Origin of the sequence: Haloferula helveola (assembly GCF_037076345.1) — a bacterium.
In the GTDB taxonomy this organism is placed as follows: Bacteria; Verrucomicrobiota; Verrucomicrobiia; order Verrucomicrobiales; family Akkermansiaceae; genus Haloferula; species Haloferula helveola.
Map to the genome: position 1 here is coordinate 761,107 of NZ_AP024702.1, position 11,989 is coordinate 773,095.

The 11,989-nt window shown below is 62.4% G+C and carries 15 protein-coding genes and 1 rRNA gene; 11 read left to right on the forward strand and 5 right to left on the reverse strand.

The genetic code is table 11. The features are described 5' to 3' along the window. Positions 1–91: 91 nt before the first annotated feature. Both HAHE_RS02595 and HAHE_RS02600 read right to left on the reverse strand, forming a co-directional pair. Entirely contained in the window at positions 92–1,381 is a 1,290-nt protein-coding gene (locus tag HAHE_RS02595) for a glycosyltransferase (protein WP_338688353.1), read from the reverse strand. Between the two features lie 46 nt (positions 1,382–1,427). After that, entirely contained in the window at positions 1,428–1,796 is a 369-nt protein-coding gene (locus HAHE_RS02600; protein WP_338688354.1) for a glutaredoxin, read from the reverse strand. A gap of 77 nt (positions 1,797–1,873) precedes the next feature. Between HAHE_RS02600 and HAHE_RS02605 the strand changes: the two genes are divergently transcribed. Both HAHE_RS02605 and HAHE_RS02610 read left to right on the forward strand, forming a co-directional pair. Beyond that, positions 1,874–2,494, forward strand: a complete 621-nt coding sequence (locus HAHE_RS02605) for a RibD family protein (protein WP_338688355.1) — start codon at positions 1,874–1,876, stop codon at positions 2,492–2,494. Between the two features lie 8 nt (positions 2,495–2,502). Next, positions 2,503–2,790 (forward strand): hypothetical protein, encoded by a 288-nt coding sequence (locus HAHE_RS02610; RefSeq protein WP_338688358.1) that lies wholly within the window; start codon positions 2,503–2,505, stop codon positions 2,788–2,790. On the opposite strand, the gene lpxB is transcribed toward HAHE_RS02610, so the two are convergent. Beyond that, on the reverse strand, positions 2,768–3,895 hold the full coding sequence (lpxB, locus tag HAHE_RS02615) for a lipid-A-disaccharide synthase (protein ID WP_338688359.1): 1,128 nt from the start codon (positions 3,893–3,895) through the stop codon (positions 2,768–2,770). The two genes, HAHE_RS02610 and lpxB, sit on opposite strands and share 23 nt — an antisense overlap. A gap of 151 nt (positions 3,896–4,046) precedes the next feature. Here lpxB and HAHE_RS02620 point away from each other — a divergent pair, with 151 nt between their 5' ends. From HAHE_RS02620 to lptB, 8 genes are all read left to right on the forward strand, one after another. Continuing rightward, positions 4,047–4,985: a tetratricopeptide repeat protein gene (locus HAHE_RS02620; RefSeq protein WP_338688361.1), complete on the forward strand. Its 939-nt coding sequence runs from the start codon at positions 4,047–4,049 to the stop codon at positions 4,983–4,985. 51 nt (positions 4,986–5,036) lie between these two features. Then, positions 5,037–5,645: a polymer-forming cytoskeletal protein gene (locus HAHE_RS02625; RefSeq protein WP_338688364.1), complete on the forward strand. Its 609-nt coding sequence runs from the start codon at positions 5,037–5,039 to the stop codon at positions 5,643–5,645. Positions 5,646–5,739: 94 nt separating this feature from the next. Further along, positions 5,740–6,039: a hypothetical protein gene (locus tag HAHE_RS02630; RefSeq protein WP_338688366.1), complete on the forward strand. Its 300-nt coding sequence runs from the start codon at positions 5,740–5,742 to the stop codon at positions 6,037–6,039. Positions 6,040–6,090: 51 nt separating this feature from the next. Next, the gene (nadA, locus tag HAHE_RS02635) at positions 6,091–7,029 is read left to right on the forward strand and encodes a quinolinate synthase NadA (protein ID WP_338688369.1); all 939 of its coding nucleotides are present in this window, start codon (positions 6,091–6,093) and stop codon (positions 7,027–7,029) included. Between the two features lie 70 nt (positions 7,030–7,099). After that, positions 7,100–7,363 (forward strand): DUF1844 domain-containing protein, encoded by a 264-nt coding sequence (locus HAHE_RS02640; RefSeq protein WP_338688372.1) that lies wholly within the window; start codon positions 7,100–7,102, stop codon positions 7,361–7,363. A gap of 25 nt (positions 7,364–7,388) precedes the next feature. Next, positions 7,389–8,213, forward strand: coding sequence for a 3-deoxy-8-phosphooctulonate synthase (gene kdsA, locus HAHE_RS02645; protein ID WP_338688374.1), 825 nt, complete (start codon positions 7,389–7,391; stop codon positions 8,211–8,213). Positions 8,214–8,220: 7 nt separating this feature from the next. Further along, on the forward strand, positions 8,221–9,531 hold the full coding sequence (locus HAHE_RS02650; RefSeq protein WP_338688376.1) for a hypothetical protein: 1,311 nt from the start codon (positions 8,221–8,223) through the stop codon (positions 9,529–9,531). A gap of 20 nt (positions 9,532–9,551) precedes the next feature. Then, positions 9,552–10,292 carry an LPS export ABC transporter ATP-binding protein gene (gene lptB, locus HAHE_RS02655; RefSeq protein ID WP_338688377.1) on the forward strand — a complete coding sequence of 247 codons (741 nt, stop codon included), beginning with the start codon at positions 9,552–9,554 and terminating at the stop codon, positions 10,290–10,292. Positions 10,293–10,298: 6 nt separating this feature from the next. On the opposite strand, the gene HAHE_RS02660 is transcribed toward lptB, so the two are convergent. Continuing rightward, the gene (locus tag HAHE_RS02660) at positions 10,299–10,799 is read right to left on the reverse strand and encodes a hypothetical protein (protein ID WP_338688379.1); all 501 of its coding nucleotides are present in this window, start codon (positions 10,797–10,799) and stop codon (positions 10,299–10,301) included. A 140-nt stretch (positions 10,800–10,939) separates the two neighbouring features. On the opposite strand from HAHE_RS02660, the gene HAHE_RS02665 reads away from it, so the two are divergent. Beyond that, entirely contained in the window at positions 10,940–11,608 is a 669-nt protein-coding gene (locus tag HAHE_RS02665) for a hypothetical protein (RefSeq protein ID WP_338688381.1), read from the forward strand. A gap of 149 nt (positions 11,609–11,757) precedes the next feature. On the opposite strand, the gene rrf is transcribed toward HAHE_RS02665, so the two are convergent. Then, positions 11,758–11,873: ribosomal RNA gene (gene rrf, locus HAHE_RS02670) — 5S ribosomal RNA — on the reverse strand. Positions 11,874–11,989: the final 116 nt, after the last annotated feature.

Genomic DNA, 11,989 nt, shown 5'->3' on the forward strand with positions numbered 1-11,989 from the left:
ATGTCCGTGAAGGACTGAAGTTCAGCAGTTCGGGATGGGGCGCCAGTTCTCTACTGACTGCCGCTGAGGCAGAGCAAGCAGGAAGCCAACCTCATGCCGATCGGGATACCGGTTGCGTTTTGCCCGATACTTCCCCGGGGCCGATGGATTCAATGAGATCGAGGGTTTCCTCCATCCACCCGTCGACGTCGAAACGGTCGCTGATCTCGCGGGCTCCAGCGGCGATCGCAGGGTCGTTCACCACCGCATCGAGCGCCCTCACCATCATCCGGTAAGTCGTGGTCAGGGTGAACAGCCAGCGCCCGGCCGAAAGTCGCGTGACCCGCTCGCCATTGTCCGGATGGTCGATCGACTGGCCGAGGATCAGCTGGGGGATCCCGAACCGGAGCGCGTCGGCCATCGCCCCCACCCCGCCGCGGTGGACCAGCGCCTTGCAGCGCGGCAGGACGCGGCCGATCGAGACCGGCGCGGAGACGCAGTGGTCGCCGTCAACCTCGGGAGGGCCTTGATGGTCGAAGGAAAGCAGCAGTGATCTTTGCCCCAGTTCGCGACAGGCGGATTGAATCCGTTCGACGAGATCGTCGGCGTAGCGCAAAGCCGAGCCCCGGGAGATCACGACCGGAGGCGGGCCATCTGCGAGAAAGGCCTCCAGTGCCGGATCCAGCGGCGTGGTCTCATCGGTCGGCAGGAACGCGAATCCGGTATTTCGGAAACTCGGGGTGAGATGCTTGCCACCGAAGCCGTACCACTCCGGATACAGCCCGATCGTCATCCTCGTGCCCATCAGCCAGTTGCGGATGTGGCCCTCGACCTTCGGAAGTCCGATCTCCTGCCTCAATCCGTTGACGGCAGGGAGCAAGGGACGGTCGATGAAGCGCTTGAAGTAGACTTTCTCCGCGAAGCTGAACAGCCGGGCCGGCATGTGCCGCATGACCGGATTGAAGATGTGCCCAAGCCCTTGGGGCCGGTCCTCGACACCGCTCAACTCGATGGCGGTGAGGTAGACCCCGCACGCCGGATTGCCGAATTTCTCTTCGACCAGGCGGGGCGCCAGCATCGTCCCGCGATAGACGATCACCGTGTCCGGCGTGATGTTGGCGGCGATTGCATCATAGTGCTCCCTGAGTTCGGCGGTCGCCGCTTCGCTCAGGTAATCGATCACGTGGAGCAGATGATTGACCCGCGGATCCCGGAAGCGGCTCTCCATCGCTTCCGCGTCACCGGCCGGCACCATCTCAAGGCCCCACTTCTCGAGAACCTTGCGATGATACGGATTGACCACGAAAAGAACTTCGTGGCCGCGCTCCTTCAGCCCCAGCGCGATGCTGATGAACGGGGCGACGTCCCCGAAACTTCCGAGGGTCGAGATCAGGAACCGCATTCGTGGGAGGGGGAAACCGCGAAATGTCTTGGGACCGAGGAGCCGATCAGTCGATGAACTTCACCTTGCCGCCCGGAACCTCGCCGCGGGCCATGGCTTCGTGATCCTCGTCACTGCAAGCGGAGTTGGTCGGGGCGTCCGCTTCGGTATCGCTTTTGTCGATCTTGCCGTTCTCGATCATCCAGGCCTCGACCTCTTCGCCGGAAACGTCGGGGAGCATGACGCCATCGATCACGACGCAGGGAGAAAGCGGCTGACCGCTCTTCTGTTCCATTTCCCAGCGAAATGCCGGATTCTTGATGATGTCCTTCTCCTCAAACTCCAGATCGTACTTCCGCATGATCGCGCGGACGCCCTCGCTCCAGCCGCAGTAGGTCTTGAGGTAAGCGGTGATTTTCGGTTGGGATTCGCTCATGGCGGGGAAGATAACGACGCCGACCCTCACCGCAAGCCCGATAGATTTGGCATCGCCACCCGCCCAGCCGAGCCCAGATGAACCGGCCCCACATCAGCATCAATTTCGCGATTTCCGCCGACGGCAAGATCTCCAGCGCGGAGCACTGTCCGTCGGGCTGGACGTCGCGGGCGGACTTCGAGCGATTGAAGACGCTGAGGGAGTCGGCCGATGCGTTGATGGTCGGCCGTGGCACGCTGGAATCCGATCGCATGACGATGAACGCGCCACAGAAGCCACTTCGCTGCGTGGTTTCCTCAAAGGGGAGGTTTGACCCGGGCCATCCGCTGTTCGCCAGCGACGGTGGCCCGATCCATCTGCTCGGGACTGACCATGCGCCCGACGAGATTCCCGGGACACACGGTCACCACGGCTCCCTCGCCGCATTCGTCGAAACCCTTGCTCAGGAGTTCAACGTGAAGCGTCTCCACTGTGAAGGCGGCGGTCAACTGGTCCGCGAACTCGCGACGTTGGACCTGATCGATGAGATCCACCTAACCTGGGCAGGTCATACCCTCTTCGGAGGTGTCGACGCGCCGGGAATCACCGGCTCGCCCGGCGATTTCCTCGAAGCGTCGCGTCACTTCGAACTGACCGAATTCACTCCGCTCGGCAACACCGGCGAGTGCTTTCTCAGCTACCGGAGAAAAACCGGTTGAGCCGATCAGTGATCGTGACCCGCGTGGTCACCTTCCGCAGCGTGATCGCCCTCAGCAGCGTGGCCGCCTTCGGAACTGTGGTCGGCGTGATCGCCATGATCCCCGTGTCCGTGCTGTTCATGCAGCACCTTGGTCTCCTCCCAATCATGACGCTCGCAGGAAACGGCGGCAAAAAACAGAGCGGCGGCGAAGACGTGGAAAAGTTTCATCTGCCGCCCGATGTATCGCGTCCCCGGCCGCTGACAAGTCTGAACCCGCGCTGGAGCCAGCCCCTCAGCCCGGGAACCAGCGGTTGACCGCCCCGGCCGCGCGCTCGTGGGCGCCCGTGCCCCCCAGTAACGCGACCGTCTCGGCGAGCCGCTTCTGCAGGGCCTCGACCTCGTCGGGCTGGCACAGGAAGCATTCGAGCGTTCTCGCCACCTCGCAGGGATCCGCGTCGCTCTGGATGAACTCCTCGATCACCGCATCGTCCGCCAGAATGTTGATCAGCCCGATGAAGCGGATCTTCACCACCATCTTGGCGATCATGTAGGTCGGCCAAGCCAGCTTGTAGACGAGGCAGTAGGGCAAGCCGTAATAGCCGGCCTCGACGGTTGCGGTGCCACTCGCAACCACTCCGCACGCGGCGCGCTGCATCAACTCGTGCGCTCCGCCGTCGCGAATCACCAGCGCGTCCCCCAGCCGGATCTTCTCCGCCATCTTCTCCATCCGCGCCCGCAGCGACGGCCGCGCCGCAGGAACCTCGAACACGAGGCTGTCGTCTTGGGAGTACAAGCGTTCGGCGGTCTCAAGCATCATCGGGAAAAGCTTCTCGACCTCCGGCGCCCGGCTGCCGGGCATCAAGGCGACGACTTTCGGGTCGCGCTCGACCGACACCCGCTCCGCCTCAAGCTCGTCGACCAGCGGATGCCCCACGAAGGTCGCCTTCAGCCCCGTGCCCTCGAAGATCGCGGGTTCGAATGGCAGCAGACACAGCACCTCGTCGAACAGCTCGACCATCTTCGGGATCCGCCCCTTCTTCCACGCCCAGACCTGCGGGCAGACGTACTGGATGATGCGCGTTTCCGGAAGATGCCGTCGGACGGCCGCAGCAAAGCGGAAGTTGAAGCCGGGGTAGTCGACCAGCAGCAGGACATCCGGCTTCATTTCCCGGATCTCCCCGAGCATCTCCTCGAAGCTGTTCTTGAAAAACGAATAGTGCTTCAGCACTTCGACCACCCCCATCACCCCGGCCTGCTCGACCCAATCGCGGATGCGTTCCCCGGCCACCGCGCGCATTTTCGCCCCGCCAGCCCCGGCCACCTCAAGGCCCGGCCGCAGCCGGATCAGCGACTCCAGCAAGCCGGCAGCGTGGGCATCGCCGCTCATCTCTCCGGCGACGACATACAGGGATCCGCTCATCTGCGCGGGACGCTACCTGCGGCCCCTCCCGCTCCGCAATTCGCAACTTGCGATCCACCCCCTCCGAACCCGTTTCCGATCCGCCCAATTCGTCATTGATTTCCCCTCAACCCGCCCCTTAATCGCTGCCCGCGCAACGCGCCCGACCACCATGGCAGAACCCACCGAGCAGACCCCGAAACCGATCGCCGAGATCTCCCACGCCCCGTCGGCCTTCGAGAGCTTTCTCGATCGCAATCAGAAGTCGATGATCCTGCTCGCCCTCGTGCTCGCCCTCGGTGGCGGAGTGTGGGTGGTGATGCAGGGAATGAAGGAAGGCGCCCACCTGGATGCCGGCATGGCACTGGTCGATGCCGAGGACCTCGCCGCCATGCAGGATGTGGTCAAAAATCACGCCGACACCCCGTCGGCGCCGACCGCCGCCCTGCTGCTCTCGGACCTCCAGTGGGACGAGGGCCAGCAAAGCTCTTCGCTTGAGACGCTTCGCGAGGAAATTGCCGCCAATCCGGACCATCCCGCCACCGCACCGGCCCGCGCCCGCCTCGGTGCCCGCCTGCTTGAGCAGGGCGAGACCGAAGCCGCGAAAGCCGCTTTCCAGGAGATCCTCGACCGTCCGGCCGCGTCCTACCTCGCCCCCTACGCGCTGACTTCCCTTGCCGAAATCGCCCGTGAGAGCGGCGATATCGATGGCGCCAAGAAGCTGCTCGCCGAGGCCACCGATAACTACCCCGCCAACCCGCTGGGCAGCAATGCCGGGCAGGCCGCCCAGTTCGTCTCCTTCGAAATGCCGGAGGAAATCGATCCGCCCGCGCCTGAGCCCGACCCGACCGGGCCTGCGGATACCGACCCGGACATGGGCGACGCCGGGCTTCCTGATCCGGACCTTTCCACCCCCATCGAGCTCGACCCGGCCAACCCCCTCTCCGGTGGTGGTTCGAATCCCCTGCTCGACAACCTCACCGGCGGCGCTGCCGGCGGTGAAGACGAGGCCATGGAGCCGGAAGAAACGGCTCCGACTGATCCGCCTTCCGACGAGGACGAAGCTCCTGCCGACGGCACTGACGATTCCGCCCCCGCCGAGGGCGAATGACATTGACAATCAACCTATCAAACTCCTCATTCGAAAACCGTGAGCAATAACATGTTTCGTAAGGTCATCGGGCAGAAGCCCGCTGACGCCAGTGATGACCAACCGGCTTCCGCCGCACCTGCTTCTCCGGCCCCTTCGGCACCCGCATCCGCGCCTGCCTCGGCTCCTGTGAGCAGCCCGGCACCAGCTCCCCAGCCGAGCTCATCCCCATCGGCCACTCGCAACGTTCTCAGCTCCGATGTTGAGATCAAGGGTACCGTCAAATTCACCAACGACCTGGTTGTCGACGGTAAGATCGAGGGCGAAATTTCGTCCGACGGCAACCTGACGGTCGGCGAGAACGCCCGCCTCAAGGCCGAAATCAAGACCGCCACGGTGGTCGTTTACGGCAAGATCCACGGCAACATCATCGCCTCCGACCGGGTCGACCTGAAGGCCAGCGCGGAAGTGGTAGGCGACATCAAGGCCAAGACCCTCTCGATCGAAGCCGGCGCCATCCTGGTCGGCAAATCGACCGTGGGCACGCCTTCGACCCCGGCCTCGGGCGGCGGATCCTCGCAGCCCCAGCAGAAGCAGCAGGGTGGCGACTCAAAGTCCCAAGGCGGCAATCAAGGTTCGAACAAGCCCCAGCAAGGCAATCTTGCGGGCATGAAGAGCTGAGCAGGCTCCTGATTTTCCCAAGCGGCGCGCTCCCCCGGGGCGCGCCGCTTTTTTGTGCCGCTTTCGCATCGGCGAATCCGGTCTAGAGTGCCCGATGCGCGCCATTCTCATCGCCATCGCAATCTCGCTGCCCGCCTCGGCCGAGAACGTCCGGGTCACGGTCGATGGAGCCGGATGCCGCACCCGCCAACTCGCCATCCAGCGGATCTGGGAGAAGCTGCCCTCCATCGATGAGGTCGAAATCCTCCCGCATGACGAGCGCCCCGCCGACAATCAGCGGATTTTCGTCCTGAATTGCCCAGGAGACGCTCCGAGCCGGGAACAGTTGATCGAAGCACTCGGCCGCCGGGCCAAGCACTACCGGGTCCTCCGGGTGATGCCCGAAGGGCAGTGATTTCGACGTTCAAAGTTGGACGTTCGATGCTCGATGTTCGAAGGTTTCCCCATGCCCAGCGCCGCGCTCGATCTCAAGGATGCCATCCTCCGCCTGAAGAAGGAAAAGAACGCTGTCATCCTCGCCCACAACTACCAGACGGGCGACATTCAGGATCTCGCCGACTACGTGGGGGATTCGCTCGGCTTGGCCTTCCGAGCGAAGGAGACCGACGCCGACGTGATCGCCTTCTGCGGCGTTCATTTCATGGCGGAAACGGCCAAGATCGTGAACCCTTCGAAAACCGTCGTCCTGCCCGACAAGGACGCCGGGTGTTCGCTGGAGGAAAGCTGCCCGGGCCCGGAACTCGAAGCCTTCCTCGAAGCGAACCGGGAGAAGAACTACTACGTCATCGCCTACATCAACTGCTCCGCCCACGTGAAGGCGCTGTGCGATGTGATCTGCACCTCCGGAAATGCCGTGCGGATCGTCGAACAGGCTCCTCCGGACCGCCCGATTCTTTTTGTGCCGGACGCCAATCTCGGCTCGTGGGTCATGGAGCAGACCGGTCGCAAGATGGATCTCTGGCAGGGTTCGTGTTACGTCCACGTCGAGTTCACCCGCAACTCGATCCAAACCATCAAGGACGAGTACCCCGATGCCCTCGTTGTCGCCCACCCGGAGTGCACCGAGGCCGTTCGGCTCCTCGCCGATGAGGTTTGCTCGACCGAGAAGATGGTCTCGTTCTGCAAGAACGCTCCAGTGAAGAACATCATCGTCGTCACCGAAAGCGGCATGCTCCATCGCCTCCGCAAGGAGGCTCCGGACAAGAACCTGATCGCCGGTCCGACCGATCGCTGCGCCTGCGCCGACTGCCGGTTCATGAAAATGAACACCCTCGAGAAGCTTCACGACTGTCTCGAAAAACTCGAACCCCAAGTGATCCTTCCCGAGGACATCCGGTCCCGCGCCGAAGCACCGCTGCTGCGGATGCTCGAGCAGTCGAAGTGACGGATCGTGCGCCGCTTCGATTCGAACTTGGCACTTCTCACTTGGAACGTCGCAGCCGTAGGCTGCGCCCATGCCGTCCGCCGACCCGCGCTTCAACGACTTCGTCCTCTTCCAGGCCCAAAATGCCGGGCTTTTCCTCGGCCAGATCCCGAACCCGGCCACCGGCGAGAAGCACCTCAACCTGCGCGCCGCCCGCTCGGTGCTGGATTCGCTGGAGATGATTGAGGTCAAGACCGACGGAAACCTGACGACCGAGGAGGAAAAACTGCTTCGGGCGGCCCTTGCCAACCTCCGCCCACTTTACGAGAAAGTGGCGGCGAATTCTGACGATTGAGCCATTTCCCCGATCCAGTTTCCCCATGCATTTCGAACCCTTCCAAATCGGCTCCGTTCCGGTCGGCGGCCCGCTCCCGATCTTCATCCTCGGCCCCTGCGCGCTGGAGAGTGAGGAATTCGCGTGGGAGATGGCCAAGTCGGTGCACGCGATCGCCACCAAAACCGGAATCCCCTTCATCTTCAAAGCCTCCTACGACAAGGCCAACCGGACCTCGGTGAAGTCCTTCCGCGGCCCGGGAGTCGAGGAGGGCTGCCGGATCCTCGGCGACATCTCCAAGGAGCTGAAGGTGCCGGTAACCACCGACATCCATACCGCCGAGCACGCCGAAATCGCCGCCGAGCACATCGACTTGCTCCAAATCCCCGCCTTCCTTTGCCGTCAGACCGACCTGTTGGAAGCCGCCGCCAAGACCGGGCGGGCGGTGAACGTGAAAAAGGGCCAATTCCTGGCACCATGGGACACGGTCAACATCGCCGACAAGATGCGGGCCTTCGGCTGCCACAACTTCTTCATCACCGAACGGGGAACCACCTTCGGCTACAACAACCTCGTCGCCGACATGCGTTCCCTTTACTGGATCCGTAAGGAAGGCATCCCGGTCATTTTCGACGCCACCCACTCGGTCCAGAGGCCGGGAGGCCTCGGAGGCGCCACCGGAGGCGACGGCGAACTGGCGCCGGTCCTCGCCCGCGCCGCCATCGCCACCGGCATCGACGGCCTATTCATGGAGACCCACTCGGATCCGGAAAACGCCTTCTCGGACGGCCCGAACCAAATTCCGCTCGAATTTCTCGAGGATCTTCTCGTCCGACTGATTGCTGTCCATCACGCCGCCCACGGCGCTTGAACCTTCCATGATCCTCTGTCGCTACTTTCCGACTCCGTTGCCTTTGCTCCTTGCTGGCATCGGCGCGCTCGGGAATGGATCGGCACTCAGCGCACAGGATCTCGAGGAAGCGGAGGAAAACGACTCCGGGCTCCCGGCCATGGAGATGCTGGTCGAAGGCAGCATTCTGCAGAAAGTGCTCATTCCGCAGTACGACGAGGAACGGCGACTCAGTTCGACCCTCCGCGCCGCCAAGCTTGAGCTGGTAAACGATACCCTCATCAACGCGACGACCGTCCGGATCGAGTTCTACCACGCTGACCAGTCCCTGCGGGGCGGCATCGATCTCCAGACCGCCCAGCTCCAGGACCAGAAGATTCTCCGTTCCTCCGAACCCGTTACTTTGGCATCGGGAGACCTGACCGCCAAGGGCACCGGAATTGTCTACGAACTCGAACACTCAAGGGGCTTCCTCAAGGGCCCGGCCACAGCGACCACACTCATCGACACATCCACGTCCATGAACACCAACTCACCCCTCCGACTCGGCGTGTCAGGCCTCACCATGATGGCCGCCGCCGCACTGCACGCCCAAGGCCTTGGGGAACTGTCCGATGAGGAACTCACCGGACTGGACCGCCTGGCCGTTTCGAAATCCTCGGAAGCCGAGGCAGCAGCCAATGAGGCATCGGCGATGATTCGCGATACCGCCGAGCAGTCGAAGGCCGCTGATCAAACGCTCTCGGCCTTCCTCAAGAAAGCGGCAGTCGAGATCAAAGACGGTCCCAAGCCTGACCTGACCGCCAAGGTTGCCGACCCCGAGTTGGACAAGAAGATGGAACTTCCCGCTTCGATCGAGGCCAAGGAAGGCATCTATTTCGATTCGGTGGAGGGACTCCTCGTGTTCCTCAAGGATGTGGAAATCGACCACCCGGAATTCACGTTGGTGGGAGCGGACGAAGTGAAGGTGTTCATGGAGAAAGCCGAGTCGAAGGATGCCCCGAAAGAGAAGCCCGACGAAACAGAAGACGGAAAAAGCGACGAGGTCTTCGGTTCCGCGAAGTTCGGCGATCCCACCCGTATCGTCGCCACCGGCCAGGTCGTCGTGGAGCGCAAGCAGTTGAAGCCGGGCGACAAAAAAGCCAAAGCTTCCGGCCGGCAGATGCTGATGGACCTGAAGACCAACGATCTCATCATTCGCGGAGGAGAACCTTGGGTGATTTCCGACACGGCCAACGGCCGCGTTGTCGATCCGAACGGCTACATCCGGATCAATCTCGAAACCGGCGATGCCTCGTTCGTCGGCGATTCGAAAGGCTTCATCGAAACCAAACGCTGACTCTTCCGATGGTCACCCCCATGCCTGTCGCCGAACCGCTCCTCGTCGCCGAGGGCCTCCGCAAGTGCTACGGCGGGCGCGCCGTTGTCGATGACGTCACCATCACCGTCGCTCCCGGCGAGATCGTCGGACTGCTCGGTCCCAATGGAGCCGGCAAAACGACCTCGTTCTACATGATTGCGGGAATCGTCCCTCCGGATGCGGGACTGGTGAGGTTCGGCGAATCCGACATCTCCAGATTCCCCATGCACCGTCGTGCCCGGCTCGGGCTCGGCTACCTCCCGCAGGAGGAATCCGTGTTCCGCAAGCTGAGCGTCTTCGACAATCTCCTCGCCATTCTCGAGACCCGGACCGATCTCAATCGGAAGGAACAGATCGAAAAAGCCGAACTGCTGCTCGAACGCTTCAAGATCACCAAGGTCCGCAAGTCGGACGCCATCACGCTTTCCGGCGGGGAAAAACGGCGACTCGCCATCGCGAGAACCCTTTGCACGGAGCCGAAGTTGCTGATGCTCGACGAACCCTTCGCCGGAATCGATCCGATTGCCGTCGACGATATCCAGAGCATTGTCCGCGAGCTACGCGAGCGCGACGGACTGGCGATCCTCATCACGGACCACTCGGTTCGCGAAACCCTCTCGATCGTTGACCGGGCCTTCCTGATCCACGACGGCAAGGTGATCCTTGAGGGACCGTCGGAGATTCTCGTGAATGATCCGATCGCGCGGAAGCACTACCTTGGCGAGGACTTCCGGATGTAAGGCGGCTTACGACAGCGACAGACGCTCGTCGCTGTCGAGCTTCTCGGTGAGCGTCTGCCAGCCACCCGGCACCTGCAGGTTGAAAACCGTCAGGTAGAGCGTGACCACCTTGGGGTCGAAATCGGCAAGCAAGGCATCCACCGCGGCATCAAGCTTGGCGGCATCCAACTCGGCCGGAAGTTCACCGGTAACCGAACCCTTGCCGTCGTGCTCGATTCCGACTTCGTCGCAGAACTTTGCCAGCATGTCCTGATGGCCTGCCATCAGCCACGCCTGCATCAGGTGCTCCCCGATCGTGTCCGACTGCTTGGACTTCAGGGTCTTCAGAATCCACGCATACTGCTCGGGAACCGGCTTCTTCTGGATGAAGACGAGGCGCAGCTTCCGACTCTGTGCCAAAGACGCGAGCGCCGACTTGTAAACGTTCCGGTCGTTGTCTCGGAACCAATCGAGCATCTGGGTGACAACGGAAGGATCAACGGTGGAATAGATTTCGTGCGCTTTCACGGTCGGAGTTCTGGGAGCGCCGATTGCAAGCGGCCACGATTGGAAATCCAAGCTTTTACCGCCTGTCCTGAGAATTCCCGACCAGTGCAGGCTTCATCCTCCTTGCGCGAACCCTGCACTCCCGTAGCTTCCGAAACTGAATGGAAGATGACCTCATCGAACTCCAGCGGTTCCGCCACGGCGAACCTCTGAAAGAACTTGCAGACGCGCTTAAGCTCGCTGGAATCGAGTTTCGTCGGTCGTCCACCGCCCCGACATTCGATCTATCCACGATCGGCAGTGACCGTGAATCAGAGGTCATCATCTCGGTCGCAAAGAGCGACTATCCCGCGGCGCGCTCCAGCCTCGAGAACCTTTATGCCGACTCGCCTCTGCCAGAGGACCACCACCTCCTGACCGCTTCGGACGAGGACTTGATCGAGATCCTTTCCCACGAATCGGAGTGGAGCGCTTTCGATGTCGCCCACGCACGGAAGATGGTGGCTGAACGGGGCATTGAAGCCGACGAAATCCACCGTCAAGCCGCCCAGCGACTCAAGCTCTTGGAACAGGGCCGCCAAGCTTCCAGACTCCTCGTGCTGTCTGGATACGGATTCGCGATTCTGGCCGCCTGCGGCCTTCCAGCCTTGGCTGTGTTGGGAGGCGGAATCGGATGGTCGCTATGCAGCATGAAAAACAAGACCATCGACGGTACGTTCCCATGGTTCGATCAGCAGTCCCGTGCATCGGGAGTGATCATGGTCATCTTCAGCATGTTCGCGGCGGCTATCGGTATCGCTGCCGTCCGACTCCAACTCGGGCTCTTCTAGCCGTCAGCACCCCCCGGCAACGTTGATTTTGGTGTGGGTGTGGTCTGGTGCCCGGGGTCCGGGGGGCGGGGTTCGGGGGGCGGGGTTCGGGCGTGCCGTGGGTACAAAAGAAAGCCCGGCATCCCCATTGCTGGAGATGCCGGGCACAGACCTGGCGGCGACCTACTCTCACAGGGCCTATCGCCCCACTACCATCGGCGCTGCGGTGTTTCACTTCCGGGTTCGGAATGGGACCGGGTGGTTCCACCGCGCTATGGCCACCAGAGTTCGATCCTGCCTGTCGTTTGTCAGGGTCGCGGCTCTGGCTGCCTTAGCTTGATTGGGTCTGTTTCGGATCAGGGTTTGGAGATCTCCGGGTTGCGGTCGGCCACGGGCAGGCCC

Excerpts from the sequence above, each read along its gene's own strand:
- HAHE_RS02595 (WP_338688353.1), bottom strand. The coding sequence starts at position 1,381 with ATGCGGTTCCTGATCTCGACCCTCGGAAGTTTCGGGGACGTCGCCCCG.
- HAHE_RS02600 (WP_338688354.1), bottom strand. The coding sequence starts at position 1,796 with ATGAGCGAATCCCAACCGAAAATCACCGCTTACCTCAAGACCTACTGC.
- HAHE_RS02605 (WP_338688355.1), top strand. The coding sequence starts at position 1,874 with ATGAACCGGCCCCACATCAGCATCAATTTCGCGATTTCCGCCGACGGC.
- lpxB (WP_338688359.1), bottom strand. The coding sequence starts at position 3,895 with ATGAGCGGATCCCTGTATGTCGTCGCCGGAGAGATGAGCGGCGATGCC.
- HAHE_RS02620 (WP_338688361.1), top strand. The coding sequence starts at position 4,047 with ATGGCAGAACCCACCGAGCAGACCCCGAAACCGATCGCCGAGATCTCC.
- HAHE_RS02625 (WP_338688364.1), top strand. The coding sequence starts at position 5,037 with ATGTTTCGTAAGGTCATCGGGCAGAAGCCCGCTGACGCCAGTGATGAC.
- HAHE_RS02630 (WP_338688366.1), top strand. The coding sequence starts at position 5,740 with ATGCGCGCCATTCTCATCGCCATCGCAATCTCGCTGCCCGCCTCGGCC.
- nadA (WP_338688369.1), top strand. The coding sequence starts at position 6,091 with ATGCCCAGCGCCGCGCTCGATCTCAAGGATGCCATCCTCCGCCTGAAG.
- HAHE_RS02640 (WP_338688372.1), top strand. The coding sequence starts at position 7,100 with ATGCCGTCCGCCGACCCGCGCTTCAACGACTTCGTCCTCTTCCAGGCC.
- kdsA (WP_338688374.1), top strand. The coding sequence starts at position 7,389 with ATGCATTTCGAACCCTTCCAAATCGGCTCCGTTCCGGTCGGCGGCCCG.
- HAHE_RS02650 (WP_338688376.1), top strand. The coding sequence starts at position 8,221 with ATGATCCTCTGTCGCTACTTTCCGACTCCGTTGCCTTTGCTCCTTGCT.
- lptB (WP_338688377.1), top strand. The coding sequence starts at position 9,552 with ATGCCTGTCGCCGAACCGCTCCTCGTCGCCGAGGGCCTCCGCAAGTGC.
- HAHE_RS02665 (WP_338688381.1), top strand. The coding sequence starts at position 10,940 with ATGGAAGATGACCTCATCGAACTCCAGCGGTTCCGCCACGGCGAACCT.